The organism is Chloracidobacterium sp., from assembly GCA_015075585.1.
Classification (GTDB): domain Bacteria; phylum Acidobacteriota; class Blastocatellia; order Pyrinomonadales; family Pyrinomonadaceae; genus OLB17.
The window spans coordinates 363,042-383,870 of sequence record JABTUB010000002.1; the positions used below are offsets into that span (position 1 = coordinate 363,042).

Below are 20,829 nucleotides of genomic sequence, written 5' to 3' on the forward strand. Positions count from 1 at the left end.
CCGCTATTGAAACACAGATGTATCAAAAAGTCCGAGTTCGCGGGCAATTTTGATAGCCTGGACGGTCTCGGCGACATCATGGACACGCACCATCGAGGCGCCGTTGCGTACGAACGCAACAGCGGCGATCAAGCTGCCGCCAAGCCGCTTGTTCACGGGCGCATCGCCGAGCATTTTGCCGATAAATGACTTGCGCGAGGCACCGCCGAGGAACGCAAAGCCCGAAAAGTGCTCGCGTATTTTGCCGTGGTCGCGTATCAGCTCGGCATTTTGTGCCGTAGTCTTGCCAAAGCCGATGCCCACGTCGAGAACGATCTGCGTGTCCTTAACGCCGCGGCCGCGAGCGGTTTCGATCGAGGCCGCAAGGTCACGTTCAACGCACGCGACGATATCATCAACGGGCGGCTGCGTGTGCATCTCGGCAAATTCGCCGCGCGAGTGCATAAGCACAAGGCCGGCGTTCGCCTTTGAAGCGACAGAGGCGATCTCGGCATCAAACCGCAGGCCCGAAATATCGTTTATTATCTCTGCGCCGTGATCTATCGCGGCACGCGCCGCGGCAGCACGCGATGTATCGACGGATATGGGCACATCAAAGCGTTTTGCGAGTTGTTCGATCACGCCGGCAACGCGTGCGATCTCGACATCGACGCTCGTACGGCTGCTTCCGGGACGTGTCGATTCACCGCCGACATCCAGAATGTCGGCACCTTCGGCTATCATTTGCGCAGCATGATGCAACGCCGCATCAACCGTATCAAAACGGCCGCCATCGCTGAAACTGTCGGGCGTTACGTTCAAAATGCCCATCACAAGCGGGCGTTCCGACTGAATTACACGCTTTGCTGTCTGCCAACTCAACATATTTCTCACACACCTCGCGGATGCGGACTTTGCACTCACTCATTCGGGCCGAACATCACAGTTTACCACTCTTGCAGCGAATGGCTTCTCTGACACATTGGCTCAATGTACGGTAACATTTCGATGATGAACGGCTGCAATGCCGTGATGTTCGTGCGCAATGCCGTGATGTTCGTGCGCAATGCCGTGACGTTCGTGCGCAATGCCGTGACGTTCGTGCGCAATGCCGTGATGTTCGTCCGCAATGCCGTGATGTTCGTGCGCAATGCCGTGATGTAATTGCGCAATGCTTTATAGCAACGCTTCAACAACGGAAAAGAGGCCGCCTTTTCGGACAGCCTCTTGAACACGACCGTTCTGCACGCCGTAAATGCTCAGGCGGTCGCCGGCGTCGGCGGCAGGATCGGCTTCTTGAACGGATTGGTCGAAGGACCCTCGGTCTCCGGCGTTCCGCCGTCATCATCCGGCGTAGAAGTTTCACCATCAAGCGGCAATCCGGCGACAACACGGCGTATTTGAACGCTGTCGAGCGTCTCAAATTCGAGAAGCGCCTCAGCAAGCCGCACCATGGCGTCGTGATTCTCGCGAATGATCTTCTCAGCACGAGCGTACTGCTCGGATACGATCTTCTTGACCTGCTCATCGATCTTTATGGCCGTATCTTCCGAATAATCGCGGTGCTGCGCGATCTCGCGCCCGAGGAATATCTGCTCTTCCTTCTTGCCGAAGGTAAGCGGGCCAAGTTCACTCATACCGTATTCGCAAACCATCGCTCGTGCAACCTCAGTAGCCTTTTCAATATCGTTCGACGCACCGGTCGTGATGCTGCCGATAAAGATTTCCTCGGCGATGCGGCCGCCCATCGCCATCGCGATCTGGCCAAGCAAATACTCTTTCGATGCCGACAGCCTGTCTTTTTCCGGCAGATACATCGTAACGCCGAGCGCCATGCCGCGCGGGATGATCGTTACCTTGTGAACAGGATCGATATTGGGTACTTTAAGCCCGACAAGCGTGTGGCCGGCTTCGTGATAGGCGGTAATGCGTTTCTCTTCGTCGGAAATCACCATCGACTTCCGCTCAGCACCCATCATCACCTTGTCCTTTGCGATCTCAAAGTCGCTCATCGTTACAACTTTCTTGTTGTAACGCGCCGCGTTAAGTGCCGCTTCGTTCACTATGTTGGCAAGGTCGGCTCCGGTAAAGCCGGGCGTGCCGCGTGCGATGACGCTTACATCAACGCCTTCGTCAAGCGGTATCTTTCGCGTGTGAACCTTCAAGATGCCTTCGCGTCCGCGAACATCCGGACGCCCGACGACAACACGCCGATCAAAACGGCCGGGCCGAAGCAACGCAGGGTCGAGCACATCGGGCCTGTTCGTTGATGCCATCAGGATAACGCCGTCGTTGGATTCAAAACCATCCATCTCGACAAGCAATTGATTGAGCGTCTGCTCACGTTCGTCGTGTCCTCCGCCAAGCCCCGCACCGCGATGCCGCCCTACGGCATCGATCTCGTCGATAAAGATGATGCACGGAGCGTTCTTCTTGCCCTGCTCGAACAGGTCGCGAACTCGGCTTGCACCTACACCGACGAACATCTCAACAAAATCCGAACCCGAGATCGAGAAGAAAGGAACGTTCGCTTCTCCGGCGACCGCCTTTGCAAGCAATGTCTTGCCCGTTCCCGGAGGGCCGACCATTAGGACGCCCTTTGGTATCTTGCCGCCGAGCTTTTGGAACTTCTGCGGATCTTTAAGGAATTCGATGATCTCCTGCAGTTCCTCTTTTGCCTCATCCACACCGGCGACGTCCTTGAACGTTACGCGTTTTTGCTGATTATTGAGCAGCTTTGCCTTCGATTTTCCGAACGAGAGAGCCTTGTTGCCGCCCGCCTGCATCTGCCGCAGCGTAAATGCGAGAAAACCCATAAGCAGGATGAACGGCAATGCCTGTATCAAGAGGATCCAGCCCCAACCCTCACTTTTTGCCTCATCGCTGGTCGTGATCTGTGAACTTCCGGGATTTTGATCGTTAAAGTCATCGATCTTCTTTTTTAGAAGCTCGACCGTCGGGTCTCCGCCGACCGTAGTAACGAATTTCGCACCATTCACATCGGTAAATTCGACCTGCGACTGCTTGAACACTGCCTGTTTGATCTCTTTATTGTTAATGCGTGTGATGGCAGAGTCGATCGAGAGCTCCTGCGCCGGTTTCGCTTGGCCCTTCTGCAGGAACCATACGAACACCAACGCGCTCGATATTATCATTAACCAAAGAAGAACTTGCTTAGATTTCGAATTCAAATTACAGCCTCCAACTGCGTCCTTTCCGACACCGCTTTACGCTTTGATGTCGCGGGCCAAAAGCGCGTTGTTACCTATAAAACAGACGCCCGCTAAGTAACGCCAATCTTTGATTTTAGTTTGCCAAACGGTAATTTTCAACCTATTTCCGCTTAAAGATCAAACGCCCCCGCGAACGCACGACACTAAAGCCGCCCGGAAGTTCGGCACGCCGGCCGCTCTTTTCGCTGAGGGCAAGCGATACGACGGCCTGTACGTGCTTAAGCCCCAAGCTGCGCGTACTGTCCCTGCGGGCCTCTAACCACACGCGGACCGCATCGAGCCGCTCATTTTCGCTCATTTCACGCAGCGGGGCGATCAAAGGCTCATCCTCATCTGCCCAAGGTATATGCGGCAGCGGCAATCCCTGCATCAATAGAGCCGTGCGCGAAAGCGTCTCGATGATGTTGGGGTTGATATCCGCCAAAAGCGGCATCAGGATCTTCCGGATATGTACGCGGCGGTATGCGGTATCCTCATTCATCGAGTCGTAACGATACGCAACATCGCATTCGTGGCAAAAAGCCTCGGTGTCCAAGCGCTTTGCCCACCCGATCAGCGGCCGTATGAGCAAGATATTTTCCGCCGTCCGCTTGCGGTCAGCCCCATATTCACGGGTAAACAGCCTTTTCGGCTTAATGCCCTGCAGGCCGCGCGGCCCGCTTCCTCGGAGCAGGTTCATCAGGAACGTTTCAGCCTGGTCATTCATCGTGTGGGCGGTAAGGACGGCGAATGCCTTCACATTCTCGGCAATGCGAGCCAGAAACTCGTACCGAGCTGCACGGGCACGCTGCTCGACATCCGCTCCGCGCGTGAGCCCGTGTGCATGGCCGACCGCAAGCTCAACCCCAAGCCGGCTTGTTATTGACCGAACGAATTCTTCGTCATCATCGCTCTCGCCGCCTCGAATACCGTGATTGAAGTGTGCCGCGACGATCCGTATCGCGAGCTTCTCCTGTTTACGGAGAGAGTGAAGGGCCAGCAGAAGGCTCAACGAATCAGCGCCGCCCGAGACACCAACTACGACCGTAACGCCCGCAGCCGGCAGTTCGAGGCTTCGCCATTGGGTGATCAAGTGTCTCTCGAAATCTCTCACGCGAAGAGGATCGCGGATACGCGCTGCGCTGAAACGCTATCCGTTATAAGCCGCTCGCCGCTGTATCAGCGCCGTCAGCCGCGACGTGCAGACAAGTTTGCCGCGTTCATTGGTAATATCGATCTTCCAAACCGCAAGCGTTTTCCCGGAATGTACCGGTTCGGCAACAACTGTGAGTTTGCCCCGGCTTACGGCCCGCAAATGATTCGCATTGATCTCGATGCCGACGGGTGTCGTACGATCAAGATCGGCACTCGCGACCACGCCGACCGACGCGGCAGTTTCGGCGAGATACAGCGAGATGCCGCCGTTCATAATGCCGACGTACTGATGAACTTTTGGCGTTACTTCCATTTCGAGGACGACACGTTCGCCGGATGCCTCGATGATCTTGACGCCGAGGAACTGCATCAGCTCATTCTCCGCCGTCTCTTTCATCAACTTTGCTCTATCCATTATGAAAACACCATCTACTTGCCGACACGCTTTCTCGCCGCTGTCAGCGCGGCCTTCACATTCGATGGCGATGTGCCGCCGACGGCGGATTTCGACGCAAGCGTTGCATCGGGCAAAAGTTCATCAAAAACCGACTTTTCCACCGCATCTGAGAACTGCCGCAGCTCTTCAAGCGAAAGTCCTCCCAGCTCAACACCCTTGCTTATGGCGAAAAGCACCGCCTTGCCGACCGCTGCGTGTGCGGTGCGGAACGGCACGCCCTTTTTTACAAGATAATCTGCCAATTCGGTGGCGTTGAGGTAACCAGTCGTCGCCGCGGCCAATGCGGCATCTTCATTCAGCGACGCATTATCGATCACCGTTGCGGCCGCCCGCAGAGAGATCGCCGCCGTATCAACGATATCGAAAACGGCCTCTTTGTCCTCCTGCATATCCTTGTTATAGGCAAGCGGCAGCCCTTTCATAATGGTCAAAAGGCCGACGAGCGATCCAAAAACGCGGCCAGACTTTCCGCGCAGAAGTTCAAGCGCGTCGGGATTTTTCTTCTGCGGCATTAGGCTCGAACCCGACGAAACAGCGTCGCTCAGCGTCATGAACCCGAATTCCGAAGAGCAATAAAGGATCATATCCTCGGCAAGCCGCGAAAGGTGCACCATCATCAGTGCCGCGGCCGCAGCGAACTCGACCGCAAAGTCGCGGTCCGAGACAGCATCAAGGCTGTTTGGCGATATCGCTTCGAACCCCAGATCACGCGCAACCGCTTCCCTGTCGATCGGAAAGCCTGTCCCCGCAAGAGCACCGGAGCCGAGCGGCATCACATTCACACGTTTTCGAGCATCCGCAAGACGCGCCGCATCGCGCTCAAGCATTTCGAAATACGCGAGGCACCAATGAGCGAACATTACGGGCTGTGCCCTCTGCAGATGCGTGTAGCCCGGGATCACGGCTTCGGAATGCCGCTCGGCGAACGCGATCAACGAGCGTTGCGCGTCCGTGATATATGCCCCGAGCGTGTCGATCTCGCCGCGCAGCCAAAGCCGAAAGGCCGTCGCCACCTGATCGTTGCGGCTACGGCCGGTGTGGAGTTTGCGGCCCGCGTCGCCTATCTTCGCGATCAACCGAGCCTCGATAAAGGAATGGACGTCCTCTGATGCCGCTTCAAAATAGGCATCACCTGCTTGATCGTATTCCCGAAGCATTTCACTAAGACCGTCGCGTATCGAGCGAAACTCGTCTTCGGTCAAAACAGCCGCGCGCCTAAATCCGCCGGCGTGAGCTATGCTTGCCGTAATATCTGCCGCAAAAAGCCGCCGATCGAACGAGAATGACTCGTTGAACTTAGTAAATACTTCATTCGGCTCTTCGGTAAAACGGCCGCCCCAAAGCTGTCCTGAGTTGCTCATTAAAATCACTCTGCAGTTATAATTGTAGGTTGATTTATGAATATTGGCTAACCTATGCAAAAAATAAACAAAGTAGTGCTTGCCTATTCGGGCGGCTTGGATACATCGGCGATGCTCCTTTGGCTAAAGGAGACTTACGGGTGCGAGGTGATCTGCTATACGGCGGATGTAGGGCAGGGCGAGGAGCTTGACGGCCTTGAGGAGAAGGCTATCGCAACAGGTGCTTCGAAGCTTTATACCGAGGACCTTCGCGAGGAGTTCGTAAAGGATTTCGTGTGGACGGCGGTCAAGGCAAACGCACTTTACGAAGGCGTTTATCTGCTCGGCACATCGCTTGCACGCCCCGTTATCGCAAAACGCCAGATCGAGATCGCCCAAAAGGAAGGCGCGGATGCCGTCGCACACGGAGCCACGGGCAAGGGCAACGATCAAGTGCGTTTCGAGCTTACATATTATGCTCTGCAGCCGAATATCAAGGTCGTCGCACCGTGGCGGCATTGGGATTTCAAGGGCCGCTCCGACCTGATCGCGTACTGTGAAAAACACGGAATTCCGGTAACAGCCACCGCCGAAAAGCCGTATTCGATGGATCGGAACCTTATGCACGTCAGCTACGAGGGCGGCATTCTCGAGGATCCGTGGGCGGCCCCTCCCGAAGATATCTTCCTTATGACACGCTCGCCCGAGAACGCTTCTGATACGGTACGCGAGATCACGATAACGTTCGAGAAAGGCGAGCCTGTCGCGATCGACGGTGTGTCCTACGGCGCCGTAGATATGCTCTCCGCGCTAAACCATCTGGGCGGCGAACACGGCATCGGCCGCGTCGATCTGGTCGAGAATCGCTTTGTCGGAATGAAGTCGCGCGGCGTATATGAAACGCCCGGCGTTACCATTCTACAAACGGCGCACCGCGCACTCGAGTCCATAACAATGGATCGCGAGGTAACGCGGCTCCGCGACAGCCTCAGCACGAAATTTGCCGAGTCGGTCTATTACGGATTTTGGTTCGCACCCGAATTCGAGATCCTCCGCTCAATGATCGACCAAACACAAGAGCCGGTCAGCGGCGATGTTCGCCTGAAACTCTACAAGGGTAATGTGATCGTTACGGGCCGCCGCTCGCCGAATTCGCTGTACCGCGAACGCGTAGTTACCTTCGAGGACGATGCGGGGGCTTACGACCAACACGATGCCGAAGGGTTCATCAAGCTCCAAGCCCTGCGTTTGCGGCTGCGAAATATGGAGTGAAGGTCGTCATCGCAGCGCCACTTTTACCCGCATCGGCCTCAGAAATGGCTTGATAATTGAATGCTTCCTATGATATCTACATAGCTATCTTGAAAGTTTAACCGATAATATTCCCGACCACGCACCGAAATGTTTTCCGGCAGATCGCTGCATTCGTCCGAGAATATTCTTTGTTCCGCATTGTCGATGTCGCCGCCGGTGAACGGATATGATATTTCGGTCAGTTTTTTCTGCAAAAGACGTGAGGTTCGCACGTCTTACTTCGGATACGTTCCGGAATGAGGTCAGGGAATGCTCCCGCTCAGACTGTCCGACTCGGTCATCGGCAATAGTGCCGCTTTTGTTCAAATTTTAGATCCAATTCGGAGGTTATATGGCTGGTATTGACGAAAAGCAGATCAAAAAAGATGGAAGGGCCATCTGGAACTACCTGATCAGTTACTACTCGAAAAAGCTCCCAAAAGATCAGGTCGCGGATAAGCTTAACAAGATCACTGAAAAGATAGCACAGAAGCTCGGAATGGGCGGCTACTTCAACGTCTTGACCGGCAACTTGCCGGGTGCCAAGCTCGCAAGCTTTACCGCAAGCTGGATGAAGCTGATGTACTTCGAGGGATATTTCTCAGCCAATCCGGGAGACAACCCGTACGATCCGGCAACCCAAGAAGACGAGTACGCTGAATATCTGCTCTACTCTTGGGGACGCGGAAAGCCGGGCTATAAATACTTTGACGTCGCAGCGGCCTACAATCCGAACTACAAGAAAAAGTAATCGCTGCGGTCATTCATTGCTAAAGTTATCCGGATGCGTGTTCTGCAGGCGGCCCTTGTCTATTTCGTTTCCGTTTTTGCGGTCGGTTTCTTGATGGGTGTTATACGTGTTCTGCTGATCGTGCCGCGTATCGGCGAGCGTTGGGCTGAGCTTGCAGAACTTCCGTTAATGATCGCTGCTTCCGCCGCGATCGCGTATCTTCTTTTTGCGCGCGCCAAATTCAGCCTGAACAGGCTAGCCTGTGCGGGCTTTCTTGCACTTGTATTTCTGGTATCTGCCGAGGTCGCGGTAAATGCTGCATCCGGACGCTCTCTCTCTCAATATATCACCGGCCGCGACCCTGTTTCCGGCCTTGCGTACGCCGTCTCGCTTTTATTGTTCGGCTTGATGCCGTTGGCGATAGGCCTGCGACGGCAAAGCTGATAACATCAGCTTTGAAGCATCGGCCCGGAACCGGATATGGCATTTCTTGATAAAAAGATCCCGCCGCCCGTGATCGCATTGGCAAGCCTCGCCATCGTGTGGGGTATCGCCCGTCTTTTCCCGACGCTGTCCTTTTCATCGCAATATCTGCTTCCGACAGCATCGCTGATCGCGGCCGCGGGCTTTTTGCTCGCACTGTGGGGCATTGTCACGTTTCGGCGTGCAGGCACTACATTAAATCCTCACACACCCGAAAATACCGATATGATCGTCCGGAACGGCCCGTTCCGCTTCACCCGCAATCCGATGTATCTCGGCCTTGCGATCGGCTTGGCAGCAGCCTGCATCTTCTTTGGGAATCCGCTGTCGGTGATCGGCTTGGCGGCATTCGTCGCCTATATGACACAATTCCAAATAAAAGCCGAAGAGCGTGCCATTGAGAAAAAATTCGGCACGCCCTACGTTGAATATCGCTCGTCCGTGCGGCGATGGCTTTAGCCACGCCCTCAGCTCAGAAATCCGCGAAACTTCGCTGAGTTTGCCGTGTAGCCCGGAAATATCTTTGCCAGATCGCGTACGCCCATATGCTTGAGCGAGGCTTCTGCGAAGATGTCTCGAAAATCGGTTGTAACGTCGAGGTCTCGGCCTTCGTACAGTTTATCGGACGCAAGGCCGCGAAAATCGCCGTAGATCTTGCCACCTTTGACAGAATTGCCGATCGCGAACATCGTATTCGCATGGCCGTGGTCAGTGCCGCGTCCGCCATTCTCTCGCACGGTGCGGCCGAATTCGCTCATCGTAAGAACGATCACGTCATCCATTCGCTTGCCGAGATCAGCGGTAAAAGCCGCTATCGACTGCGAGAATATCCGCAAGAAATTGGCGAGCTGGCCGCGGCCACTGCCTTCATTCGTATGCGTATCCCAACGAATATCGCTCCCCGTATCCGTAAATGCTACCTCGAGGCCGACGCCGGCCTTAATGAGCTGAGCGATCTGCCGGAGTGAGCGGCCAAGCTGGCTGTTCGGATACTGTGCGCCGTTCTCGGGTTTGTACTGTCCGGGGGCCGCCCGCTTTAGGAAATCGACAGCCTCGAACGTCTCCTTTCCTGTCCCTTCGAGCGTATCCTTGACGTTCTGTTCGTAGATCCCTTCAAATCCATTTTTCAGGTCGGAGCTGAAAACGCCCGCCTTGATGGAAAAGTCGTTGAGATTCGCCATAGCCACCGACGGAGCCTTGCCGTACAATGAACGCGGCAGCACGGGTGTCATAGAAACTGCGCGGAATGGCGACGATCCCTTATCCTTCGATTGCTGCAAGAGTCTGTTGAGCCAGCCGTCCCTTGTGCTTTTTACGCCGGGCGTGGCCGATTCCATATAGTCCTGTGCGTCAAAATGCGAACGCGTATTGTCAGGCGAACCGACGGCGGTCAGTGCGGCAAGATTTCCTGCATCCCAAAGCGGCTTGAACGCAGCCATCGCCGGATGCAGGCCGAACGTGTCATCGAGTTTTATAACGCCATCCGAATCGCCCGGCTTCTTTACGGCGATGGTCGGACGAAGCCTGTAGTATTCGCTTTCGCCGTATGGTACGAGCACATTCAGCCCGTCAACGGCTCCGCGTTGGAAGATCGTGACGATGATCTTTTTTCTTTTTGAGTCCTTTGCCGCGGTCTGTGCGGCCGCAAATTGATGAAGAAAATCGGGAGCGGCTGCCATCAGCCCAAAACTCGCCAATCCGATGCCGCTTGCTTTCAAAAAATAACGCCTATCCATAAAACTCCTCGCGTAGCGTTCAATGTCACCATATTAGACGCATCGGCGGTCGAATTGGCCTATCTAATGATTATCTCATCAACAAAAATGTACGCGTCAAAACCGGCACCGGGATGCCACGCGGGGATCTTGCCGAGATTTTTTGCCTTTACGCGGACGTAGCGGGCAGAGACGGGCGTGATCTTTCTAAGGTAATCGCGAGTGATCGGTGTCATATCCTCGACCGGGACATCCGTCTTGATCTCGGCGACCGGGCGGAAATTCACGCCGTCGTCCGAGACCTCGAACCCGACTGTCGTCGGCATCCATATCCAGGAGCGCGCGACCTGAAGGAATCCGCCGCCGACCTCGCTGATCTTTGTTGGCCGCTTCATATCGACAACGGCCTCGAAATCCTGCCCTTGATAGCCTTGCCATTCACCGGACGCAAAATTCACAGTTCCGCGAATACCGTCGATCAGCCCCTCGTCCCCGCCTCCGTTGTACTGACTGCTGTAATGCGACAGTATCTTTACAGACCAGTCATTCGGACGTTTGTAAAATGTTGCGGAGACCTCGGGGCTTTTTATGCCGTCGCCGTTCTCGGCGGTGGCGGTGATGGTCGTCGTCTCAGATATCGGGATGCCTTCGCAGCACATCGAACGCCACGTCCTGTTATCGCGATCATCCTTCCACGAAATGATGGCTCCGCCCACAGGCGGTTCGATCTTTACTAGCGTTTTGTCCGTGAATATACGTTCGCCCTCGATGACAGGCACTGCGGTCGTCGAAATATCTATCGACGAAACAGGAAAGTGATCAAATGCGGTCTTGACCGGCTGATCGATCATTGAGAACTCGAGCACGCCGCCGCGCATAATATCTTCGTGCGTGATAAATGCTTTTTTGTACGGTGCACCGTTGAACTTAGCGTTGAGAATGTATTTGTTCGCCTGCGACACGTTCTTTGCACGAACGGTGAAGGTCTTTCCGTTCTCCAGATTGAATTTCAACTCGGGGAAAAGCGGCGTGCCGAAAGCGTAGATGCCGCTGCCCGGCGTTACCTCATAAAATCCCGCGGCGCTCATGATGTACCACGCCGACATCTGGCCGCAGTCCTCGTTGCCGATCAGGCCGTCGGGCGTAGGCTTGTAAAATTCATCGAGGATCTGCCGAACGTACTTCTGCGTTTTCCACGGCTCGTGAGCGTAATCGTAAAGATAGGCGATGTGGTGCGAAGGCTCGTTGCCGTGCGCGTACTGGCCGATCAGGCCGGTGATGTCGGGTTGGACGCGACCTGTCAGCTTATCCTTCGTCGTGAACAATTCATCGAGCTTCGCTGCGAACTTCTCACGGCCGCCCATCAATTCCATCAGCCGCGACACATCCTGCGGAACGAAGAATGTGTAAACCCACGAATTGCCCTCGGTAAAATTGAACGTCACCTCATTCGGAGCGAACGGCGAGACAAATCCGCCGTTCCTTTTCGGCCGCATAAAGCCGGTCGAAGGGTCGAAAAGGTTCTCGAAATATTGAGCACGCTGGATGTACTTTTTGAAGTCATCCTGGTAGGCCTGCTTCTCTATGTCGATCGGAAAGTGTGCCACGCCCTTGCTATCAATGTTCGCTTTCGGGGCGTTCTTTGTTGGCTTTTGGTCGCGAAGGAACATTACCTTCGCCATCTGCGCGATGCACCAGTCGTCGTACGCGTATTCGAGCGTTTTCGAGACGGACTCGTTCTCGTCCTCCATCGAGATGTAGCCCCGTTTTTTGTATGCGGCGAGGCCGAAATGGTCGAGTTCGGCGCTGTGTTTCGCGGCCTCATACGCCTTTTCGTAATCGAAGCCTTTGATGCCTTTTGCCATCGCGTCGGCGATAACTGAGACGGCGTGATAGCCGATCATCGTGTCGGTCTCTTCGCCCCACAGTTCCCAGACAGGCAGCCGTCCGCCCTGCTCATATTGGCGTATGAATGTGTTGATAAAATCGACCGTGCGTTTTTGATCGATGATCGTATAAAGCGGATGCGCCGCCCGGAACGTGTCCCAAAGCGAGAAGACAGTGTATTGCTCCGACGGAACGCGGACACTCTTGTCCGCATGAGCGTCGTTTCGACGCGAACGAGCGTGTGTGTTGCGAACTTTTTGCTTGGCCGCGACCGTTTCGCCGGAGGAACCGGCGATGCGGACAGGAGTGTCCGCGTTCCGTAGGCTATGAACTTTCCCGTCGTGGCCGCGATATTTCCCTTCCACATCACTAAAAACATTCGGCTGGATCGCGGTGTGGTACAACGCCGTGTAAAAGTTCGTCATTTGAGCGTCGGTGCCGCCCGAAACCGCGATCTTGCTCAGCTCTTTATTCCACGCCGCTTTTGCATCGGCCCGAACCTTGTCAAAATCCCAGCCGGGAAGTTCTGCTTCGAGGTTCTTCCGCGCACCTTCGATGGAAACGTAAGAGATCGCAACTTTTATAAGTATCTGTCGATTCTCGGGCCTACCGAAGGGAAAAGCAACTCGGATGTGTTCACCCAAACTACTGTCTATCCAATCTTGATCTTTCGTGATATGAGGCGTTGGGTAGGTGTATTCTTCGTACCAATACGGTGCAGCGAAGCGTTCGGAGAACTGGGCGACAAAGTATACGGTCTGATCCTTCGCCCATGAAGAAGAACGTCGCCATCCCTCAACTCGATCTCCCTTGACATCGATCTGTGACATCAACGTCTTGTCGCGCCACGTCAAATCGAGTGTGATTTTCGCTTCGCTGTTGGCCGGGAAAGTGTATCGGTGCAGGCCAACTCGCTTTGTCGCCGTCATCTCTGCCAGAATTGCGTCATCGTCCAATTTTACGGAGTAGTACCCAGGCTCGGCCTTCTCGTTCGCGTGCGAGAATTTCGAGGCGTAGCCGTTTACCGACTTATCGCCCTCCTTCGCAAAGAACTGCGGCTCTCCGACCGTCGGCATAAACAGAATATCGCAACCATCCGGGATGCCCGTGCCGCTCAAGTGCGTGTGTGAGAAGCCGTAGATGATGTCGTCGGAATAGTGGTAGCCGGATGAGCCGTCCCAGTTGTCGATGCGTGTGTCGGGCGAGAGCTGCACCATCCCGAACGGGATGGTCGCACCGGGAAATGTGTGCCCGTGGCCGCCCGTACCGATGAAAGGGTTTACCCAGCGGGTGTAGTCGCGCGTCTGCGCGGAGACCGATGGCAGTAAGCAGGAAGCCGTGAGCAGAAGTAGCCCGCAGAATCGCAGAGCCGCAGAGAAGGGAAGTTTCCCGCAGAGACGCAGAGGCGCAGAGAAGAAACGCTTAGATGCAAAGGGAATTCGTTGTTTCATATTGGCATTAGCCTCGTTTGCATTATCGCCATTTGATGATCGTGAAAGCGATCTGTCGATAGTTCTCATTCTCATACAGAACTCCGATACGGCGTTTGTCGATCACGACGATATCCGAATACCCGGTCGGATCGTTTTTCGCGTCAACGCCTCGATCGACGGGGAAGCCGCGGCTCCAGGTTTTGCCTTCGTCGCGGCTGATCCGCAGCGTAAGGTTGTTTCGAAATTTTTGATCGGCATTGTTCGCAAAAGCGATCGTGTTGCCGCCGATCGAGAGCAAGCTGCCCTGGCAGACCGGATCTGGAAGCTGCGTGTCAAAGCCTGCTGATTCCCATGTCGCGCCGCCGTCGCTGCTTCGTGCCGAAATACGATATTTCTGATCGCCTCGTTGATTACGTGCGTTAAAAAGCACACCGCCGTTAGGTAATTCGGCGGCCGTTGCCTCGTTGCTGCCCTTGATGCCAATGTCGGCGCTTATCTTGAACGTCTTGCCGTGATCGTCCGAGTAGAACGCCGCGGCCATGTAATCCGAAAAGTCCTTTTGGGGTTCGCCTGCCGAATAGTTGATCGGGACAAAAAGCCTGCCTTTGTATTTGCCTGTTGTGAGTTGGATCGCATGGCCGGGCGTATTCGCATAAGCACGCCAATCGGTGCGTTTGACCTGTGCGGTGATATTCACGGCCTCCGACCACGTGCGGCCGTCATCGACCGAAGTTTTGTACCAAACCTCACGCGTTCCCTTGCCGAGGCGTACCTGAGGCTCTGTCGCATCGCCTGTGTTGTAGAACAAGAAGATCCGACCTTTCGGATATCGCTTGTCCAAGAGATCGACGACCGGAGCCGGATTCCCTGCCTGCAGGCGGCCGTTATCGACGACCTCCTGCAGCGCTGACCAGGTCTTGCCGTTGTCGCTGCTTGTCTTCAGGACGATGTTGACGTCGCCGAAATCACCTGCGCCGTCACGGCGTCCTTCGGCGAACGCAAGGAGTTTGCCCGAAGGCGATCTGACGATCGCGGGAATGCGATACGATGCGTTGCCGTCGCTGCCGCTCGTGAACACGACCGTCTTTTGCGCAAAAACGGTCGCGGAAAGTACGAGGATGAGCAGCAAGGCCTTTTTCATTTTGTTTCGTAAAGTATCTCGGGCCCGGCCTTCAAGGTTCGCGTGCCCTTGTTCTCGAGGTCGAGGACAACGATCGAGTTCCGGCCTTTTTTGAGCCAACCGATCGGAAGGTATAGCGACTGCTGCGGTCCGATGCTCCAGAATCGCCCGAGGTGGTGGCCGTTCACCCAAACGTGGCCTTTGCCCCAACCGCGCATATCGAGAAATGTGTCGCCGAGTTCCTTGAGCGTGAACGAACCGCGAAACAGAACCGGGTCGGACATGCCGCGTTTGAATTTCACCCGTCGAAGATCATTGAATGTGAGCGGGATCATTCCCCAATTCCGCAGCTCGCGGCCGTCGAGTGTCACCTTTCCGGTAATGCCCTTGCGATCGAGAACGAGATCGTTCCCCCAGTTAATTCGGCCCATATTCTCGATAAGAACCTCGAGCACATCGCCCTTTCGTGCGTCGATGCCGATCGACTGTTCCTTAAGCCGTCGGTCGAGCTTGCCGACAAACTTGTGGTTCACGAAGACGTGCGAATAGTCGTGCTGTTCGGCGAACTGAAGCTTTCCCCTATCGTCCGCATCGAAGCGGTGACGGTAGAGCACGAACCCGTGCGCCTGCCCAAGCTGCTCCATTGTTTTCGGTTCCGCTGAGCGAATCGGCTTGCCGAACGTCCTCACGGCATCGGCGAGCGTTGCGAACTCATCGAGTCGGATCTCAGGGATCGTGATGAACTTCGTCTCATCTCTTAACGATGGAAATCGCTCGTCGGGAAAATGCCGTTTCAAAACTTCGCGAAGTGCGAAATATTTTGGCGTCGGCCGTCCGGCAGAATCGAGGGCGCCGTCATATCCGTAATCAGAAGTATCGGGCTGGAACGGAACATCATTAGAATAATTCGCTCCGGCCATATAGCCGAACGACCATCCGCCGTGAAACATATAAAGGCTGAAGGAAATGCCGTTCGCGAGAAGGCGGTCGACGCCTTTTGCCACAGCATCGGGATCGACGGTGTGATGCTTATCGCCCCAGTGGTCGAACCAGCCGGTGTAGTATTCGCCGACCATACGCGGTATGCCCGGGCGGAATTTTGCAAGCATGTCGAATTGTGCGATCGGTTCCGGACCGGTTCCGAAATTGATCACGGGTAGGACGTCGGGTAAGGTGCCGCCCCTTAGGGTCCATTCTTCAGGACCGTCGGCGGTAAACAGCGGTACGGTGAAGCCCGCGTCGATGATGCTCGTCTTTACGGCGTTCAGATAATCCTTGTCGTTGCCGAAGAAACCGTATTCGTTCTCGACCTGCACCATTATGATATTGCCGCCGTTCTGGATCTGGAGCGGGGCGAGCTGTCGCCCGACCTCTTTCATATATCGAGTCGATGCGGCCAGAAATCGCGGGTCTTTCGTACGGATCTGCATCTTGCCGTCACGGACGAGCCATGCGGGCAATCCGCCGAAGTCCCATTCGGTGCATATGTACGGCCCGGGGCGGATGATCAAAAGCAGGCCTTCTTCCTGAGCGATCTTTGCAAAGCGGGCAACATCGAGCGCGCCCGAAAAATCGAATTTGCCCGGGCTCGGTTCGTGTAGATTCCAGAAAACGTAGGTTGTTATCGCATTCAGGCCCATCGCCTTCGCTTTGCGAAAGCGGTCGCGCCAATGTTCGGGCGGAACTCGCGGATAGTGCATCTCGCCCGAGCGTATGACGACCGGTTTGCCGTCGAGGAGGAAATTCGTGCCGCTGATAGAGAAGCTCCGGCCCTGTCCCGCCACGGCAACCGCGGCAAGAATTAGTAGTACAAGAGCCAAGAAGATCTTCATATCAAACCATCTCAATGCACGAATTCCCCGCCGTATGCTTGATTCAATCCACGCCCTTTTATGCCGTAGCGGAAACGGAAATACGCATCGCCGCCGCGGTGGTTGTAGCGAAGCGATATTTTGTGCGGCCCGGCCTTTAGCGGAACGATCGCCGATTTGATCGAACTGTTCTTCGTTCCGGCCTCATCAATGACCTTCTTTTCATCAAATACGAGAGTTGCGTCCCACGTCGAATCGATCAGAAGTTCGTAAACGCCGTCTTCGGGAATGTTTAGATATCCATCGAATGTCACGGCGAATGGTTTTGTCAGATCGAATGTTTTTGCGAATTGGTTCAGCATTATCGAACGCGTTTCGCCTGTGCGATGTTCGCCTTCGCCTGACATATCACCGCGTGGAATGAAGAAGTCGTAAGATACGCCCGGTTTTGCGGCCTTCCCTACCTCGGCCGGCGATGCCAATGTTCCACGAACTATCGTCGCGGCGTAGATCGAACTTTCGCGTCCGGCGGCGTTTACGACGATGGTTTTCAGCGTCACGGGTTCTTCATCCTTGAGTTCGATCTTGACCGGGTCAGAATAGACGGCGGAGTTGCGCGTCGGCGCGGAACCATCGGTCGTGTAATAGACTTTCGTTCCCGGAGCCGGCGTCAGCGTAACCGAAACGCTCTTTTCAGCAGTAACGATATTCTCTAGGCCGCCCGGTTCGGGAATGCGGTAATTTACGTGTTCGGCGTCTAGCCGCGGCAGGCTCGCGACAAGGCGCCGTTTGAAATCCGCATAGTTCTTATTTGCGGGCTGCGTCCACAGAACCTCGGACAGGGCGAGCATACGCGGGAACGCCATATACTCAACATTCTCGGGCTTTTTGAGGTATTCCGTCCAAATGTTCGCCTGGCCGCCGAGGATGTATTTCACCTCGTCCGGAGCAAGCTCTTTCGGTACGGGATCCCAGCCGTAAACTTTCGAAAGCGGAATGTAGCTGCCGATATTTAGCGGCTCGTATGCCGGATCACCTTGGCCATAGTCAAAGTACACGTACGTGTTCGGTGTCATTATCACATCGTGGTGTGCGTTCGCTGCCTCGATCCCGCCCTTTTCACCTCGCCAACTCATAATGGTCGCGTTCGGTGCGACGCCGCCTTCGAGGATCTCGTCCCAGCCGATGATCTTCTTGCCCTTCGAGTTGATGAACTTCTCGATACGGCGGATGAAGTAGCTCTGTACTTCGTGCTCGTCCTTGAGGTTCTCGCGTTTCATCAACTCCTGAACGAAAGGCGATTCTTTCCAATGGTCTTTAAGGACCTCGTCGCCGCCGATGTGAATGTACGGCGAATCGGGAAAGAGCTTGATCGTCTCGTCGATCACGTCTTCGAGAAATTTGAAGGTCGTGTCAGTCGGGCAAAAAACTTCTTTGAAAATGCCCCACGTCGTCTGAACTTTGTACTTGTAGTCGGTCTTGCAGCCGAGTTCGGGATATGCCGCCAAAGCGGCCGAAGCGTGGCCCGGAAGCTCGATCTCAGGGATCAGGGTGATGTAGCGGGCTTTTGCGTATGCAACGACCTCTCTGATCTGTTTTTGCGTGTAAAATCCCTCGACCGGAATGCCGTCGCCAATGTAAGGCGAAAAGTTTCGCGCAACCATCGTCTCCGGCCGCTTCGAGCCGATCTCGGTAAGTTTGGGATATTTCTTTATCTCGATCCGCCAGCCCTGATCGTCGGTCAAATGCCAATGGAACGTATTGAACTTATACTGCGACATCAGATCGATGTACTTCTTAACGAACTCGATCGGCATAAAATGCCGCGACACATCGAGATGCATCCCGCGGTATCGGAAACGCGGCGAATCCTGCACCTCCATCGCCGGAATTTCAGCTTTGCCTTTGAATTCTGTCGGTAACAATTGAAGCAGCGACTGAATAGCATGAAACTGTCCTTGTTCGAATGCTTCAATTATGATGCGATCTTTATTGATCCCCAGCCCGTAACTACTGAGATCGGATCCGGGAGTGTGCTGTATCGCCAAAGACGGAGATTGAAAACTAATATAGTTATTGTTTTGTTTTTTATTTGTATATTCTAATTTAAAGCCATATCGCGCCATAAGCAGGTCGTTAAGAACACCCGCAGACTTTCGCCCTTCTTTGTTCGTGGCAACGATCTTGGTCTTATGGTCAAGTGTAAAATTTCCTTCTCCCGCTTTTACGTAATTCGGCCTCGGAATGATATTGATCTCATTCGCCTTAGCAAAATTAACCGAGACAAGAAGCAAAGAGAGCGCGACAGCTGCAAAAAGGTTTTTCATAAATAGTTCAATTGAACGACCGGAACGCACGCGTCCCTTGTGCGTTCAAGGCTTCAAAGCATTTTCAGCAATTGTGCCAGTTCCTGTGGAAGTTCGGAAGTGAAATGCATGCGTTCGCCGGTCTTTGGATGATCGAACGCAAGGTGTGCCGAGTGCAGGAAGAACCGCCCGAGATGCTCGACGGCCTTTCTTACCTCGTTGTTTGCGATCGAATTGTCGCGGCCTTCGTTATAGATGCTGTCGCCGACGACAGGATGATTTATCGAGGCAAGGTGTACGCGAATTTGGTGCGTGCGTCCGGTCTTGATCTCAACGTCGAGGAGCGTGAATTTCTCGAATCGCTCGCGAATCTTCCAGAGCGTTAGCGCGCTGCGGCCGTTCGCGGCAACGGTCATTTTTGTGCGGTGCCAGCGGTCGCGTGCGATGGGCCGGTCGATCGCTCCTGAGTTCTCACGCGGACTGCCGTGTACAAGAGCGACGTACCTCTTCTCAACCTCACGATCTCGGAACGCTGCGGACAGTGCCTCCTGCATCTCGATGTTCTTTGCGACAACGATCAACCCGGAAGTGTCTTTGTCGAGGCGATGTACGATACCGATCCGGTCAGAACCGCCCGCTGACGCAGGCGGTTCTGACCGGAAATGCCACGCTATCGCATTCGCGAGTGTGCCGCCCGAGACGCCGGCACCGGGATGGACGATCATTCCGGCAGGTTTATTGATAACGGCAAGGCTGTCGTCCTCGAAAACGATGTCAAGCGCAATGTTTTCCGGCTCAAATCGCACATCATCGCGCAAGGTCAATTCGACGTCGATAACGTCGCCCTCGCGTACTTTGTAGGAAGAGCGCGCCGTCTCGCCGTTTACAACTACATCCTCTTCGTCGATCAGTTTCTGCAGTTGCGAACGCGAACGGCTCTCGATCTTTCCGGCAAGAAATGCATCGAGGCGCGTGCCGCTGTCATCGGACGAGACTGTTATTTGAATGATCTCTTCTTGCTCAGACAAATCTTTTCACGCTCCTGCACGACCAATTACGTGATCCTGATCACTTAACTTCTGCGCAGAAAGCGGCGTGGCCGCTCACGCGTTCCGTTGTTTGAGCGAACGCAGGCGAACGACCATAAAAACAATACACGCTGCGGCTACCAATAGGCTTGCAAGCTGCGAGGTCGAGAGGCCGGTCATTGTCGTGAGACCGAACAGGTCGCCGCGCGGATCGTCTCGAATGAACTCGATCAGGAAGCGGAAGATCGAGTAGATGATCCCGTACGCTATCAGTATCTGACCATCGAATTTCTTTCTCTTGTGGAGCCAATACAAGAAGAAAAATACCGCGAGCATCGTGAACGATTCTATAAGCTGCGTCGGGTAGAGGAACAGATCCGAATGATCCGGCCCGTAGATCGGAACGCCTGTGTATTCGTGTCCCGCTTCTGTAAAATGAACGCCGATCGGCAGCACCGTAGCCTTTCCCCAACAGCAGCCTGCGGCAAAACAACCCTGTCTGCCGAATGCCTGTCCCAAGGCGACCGCCGGTGCAAAGGCATCGGTGATCTTCCAGAACGGCAGTTTGTAATAGCGTACCGCAAAGGCGACCGTCAGAAATCCGCCGATGATGCCGCCGTAAACAACTCCGCCGCTTCTTAAAAAGTCGAAGGTGAAGATCTGAACATCCGGTTCGACGAGGGCCATCAACAGCTTTGAACCGACGAGGCCACCGACAAGTGTCCAAAGGCCGAGATCAAAAACGCGGTCGCGCGGTATGCCGTCACGTGCCGCAAGCCTCGCCGCTGCAAAAAGGGCGAACAGCATTCCCAACGCCAGCCAGATACCGTAGGTCGTGACCGGAAAATTGCCTATCCTGAATAATTCGGGGTACATCTTC

At 54.7% G+C, this 20,829-nt stretch carries 17 protein-coding genes; 5 read left to right on the plus strand and 12 right to left on the minus strand.

Annotation, left to right across the window (positions count from 1 at the left end):
• Positions 1-3: 3 nt before the first annotated feature.
• On the minus strand, positions 4-864 hold the full coding sequence (folP, locus tag HS105_10700; protein MBE7517060.1) for a dihydropteroate synthase: 861 nt from the start codon (positions 862-864) through the stop codon (positions 4-6).
• A gap of 105 nt (positions 865-969) precedes the next feature.
• On the opposite strand from folP, the gene HS105_10705 reads away from it, so the two are divergent.
• Positions 970-1,143 (plus strand): hypothetical protein, encoded by a 174-nt coding sequence (locus HS105_10705; GenBank protein ID MBE7517061.1) that lies wholly within the window; start codon positions 970-972, stop codon positions 1,141-1,143.
• Positions 1,144-1,238: 95 nt separating this feature from the next.
• Here HS105_10705 and HS105_10710 read toward each other — a convergent pair whose 3' ends face one another.
• The 4 genes from HS105_10710 to argH form a co-directional block, all read right to left on the minus strand.
• Positions 1,239-3,134: an ATP-dependent zinc metalloprotease FtsH gene (locus HS105_10710; GenBank protein MBE7517062.1), complete on the minus strand. Its 1,896-nt coding sequence runs from the start codon at positions 3,132-3,134 to the stop codon at positions 1,239-1,241.
• Between the two features lie 178 nt (positions 3,135-3,312).
• Positions 3,313-4,305 carry a tRNA lysidine(34) synthetase TilS gene (gene tilS, locus HS105_10715; protein ID MBE7517063.1) on the minus strand — a complete coding sequence of 331 codons (993 nt, stop codon included), beginning with the start codon at positions 4,303-4,305 and terminating at the stop codon, positions 3,313-3,315.
• Between the two features lie 36 nt (positions 4,306-4,341).
• Positions 4,342-4,761, minus strand: a complete 420-nt coding sequence (locus HS105_10720; protein MBE7517064.1) for a hotdog fold thioesterase — start codon at positions 4,759-4,761, stop codon at positions 4,342-4,344.
• 14 nt (positions 4,762-4,775) lie between these two features.
• Positions 4,776-6,164: an argininosuccinate lyase gene (argH, locus tag HS105_10725; protein MBE7517065.1), complete on the minus strand. Its 1,389-nt coding sequence runs from the start codon at positions 6,162-6,164 to the stop codon at positions 4,776-4,778.
• Between the two features lie 54 nt (positions 6,165-6,218).
• On the opposite strand from argH, the gene HS105_10730 reads away from it, so the two are divergent.
• From HS105_10730 to HS105_10745, 4 genes are all read left to right on the plus strand, one after another.
• Entirely contained in the window at positions 6,219-7,415 is a 1,197-nt protein-coding gene (locus HS105_10730) for an argininosuccinate synthase (GenBank protein ID MBE7517066.1), read from the plus strand.
• A gap of 373 nt (positions 7,416-7,788) precedes the next feature.
• Complete coding sequence (locus HS105_10735; GenBank protein ID MBE7517067.1) at positions 7,789-8,187, plus strand: hypothetical protein; 399 nt, start codon at positions 7,789-7,791, stop codon at positions 8,185-8,187.
• Positions 8,188-8,220: 33 nt separating this feature from the next.
• A complete protein-coding gene (locus HS105_10740; GenBank protein ID MBE7517068.1) occupies positions 8,221-8,610 on the plus strand; it encodes a hypothetical protein in 390 nt (129 codons plus the stop codon).
• Between the two features lie 36 nt (positions 8,611-8,646).
• A complete protein-coding gene (locus tag HS105_10745; protein MBE7517069.1) occupies positions 8,647-9,108 on the plus strand; it encodes an isoprenylcysteine carboxylmethyltransferase family protein in 462 nt (153 codons plus the stop codon).
• Between the two features lie 8 nt (positions 9,109-9,116).
• Here HS105_10745 and HS105_10750 read toward each other — a convergent pair whose 3' ends face one another.
• From HS105_10750 to lgt, 7 genes are all read right to left on the minus strand, one after another.
• On the minus strand, positions 9,117-10,385 hold the full coding sequence (locus HS105_10750) for a DUF1501 domain-containing protein (protein MBE7517070.1): 1,269 nt from the start codon (positions 10,383-10,385) through the stop codon (positions 9,117-9,119).
• 59 nt (positions 10,386-10,444) lie between these two features.
• Positions 10,445-13,777, minus strand: a complete 3,333-nt coding sequence (locus tag HS105_10755; GenBank protein MBE7517071.1) for a glycoside hydrolase family 92 protein — start codon at positions 13,775-13,777, stop codon at positions 10,445-10,447.
• Positions 13,725-14,825, minus strand: a complete 1,101-nt coding sequence (locus HS105_10760; GenBank protein MBE7517072.1) for an exo-alpha-sialidase — start codon at positions 14,823-14,825, stop codon at positions 13,725-13,727. Before HS105_10760 ends, HS105_10755 begins: the two co-directional genes overlap by 53 nt.
• On the minus strand, positions 14,822-16,636 hold the full coding sequence (locus HS105_10765; GenBank protein ID MBE7517073.1) for a beta-galactosidase: 1,815 nt from the start codon (positions 16,634-16,636) through the stop codon (positions 14,822-14,824). Before HS105_10765 ends, HS105_10760 begins: the two co-directional genes overlap by 4 nt.
• An 11-nt stretch (positions 16,637-16,647) precedes the next feature.
• Entirely contained in the window at positions 16,648-18,942 is a 2,295-nt protein-coding gene (locus HS105_10770) for a family 20 glycosylhydrolase (GenBank protein ID MBE7517074.1), read from the minus strand.
• 53 nt (positions 18,943-18,995) lie between these two features.
• On the minus strand, positions 18,996-19,949 hold the full coding sequence (locus HS105_10775) for an RluA family pseudouridine synthase (protein MBE7517075.1): 954 nt from the start codon (positions 19,947-19,949) through the stop codon (positions 18,996-18,998).
• 75 nt (positions 19,950-20,024) lie between these two features.
• Entirely contained in the window at positions 20,025-20,825 is an 801-nt protein-coding gene (gene lgt, locus HS105_10780; GenBank protein MBE7517076.1) for a prolipoprotein diacylglyceryl transferase, read from the minus strand.
• Between the last annotated feature and the right edge of the window lie 4 nt (positions 20,826-20,829).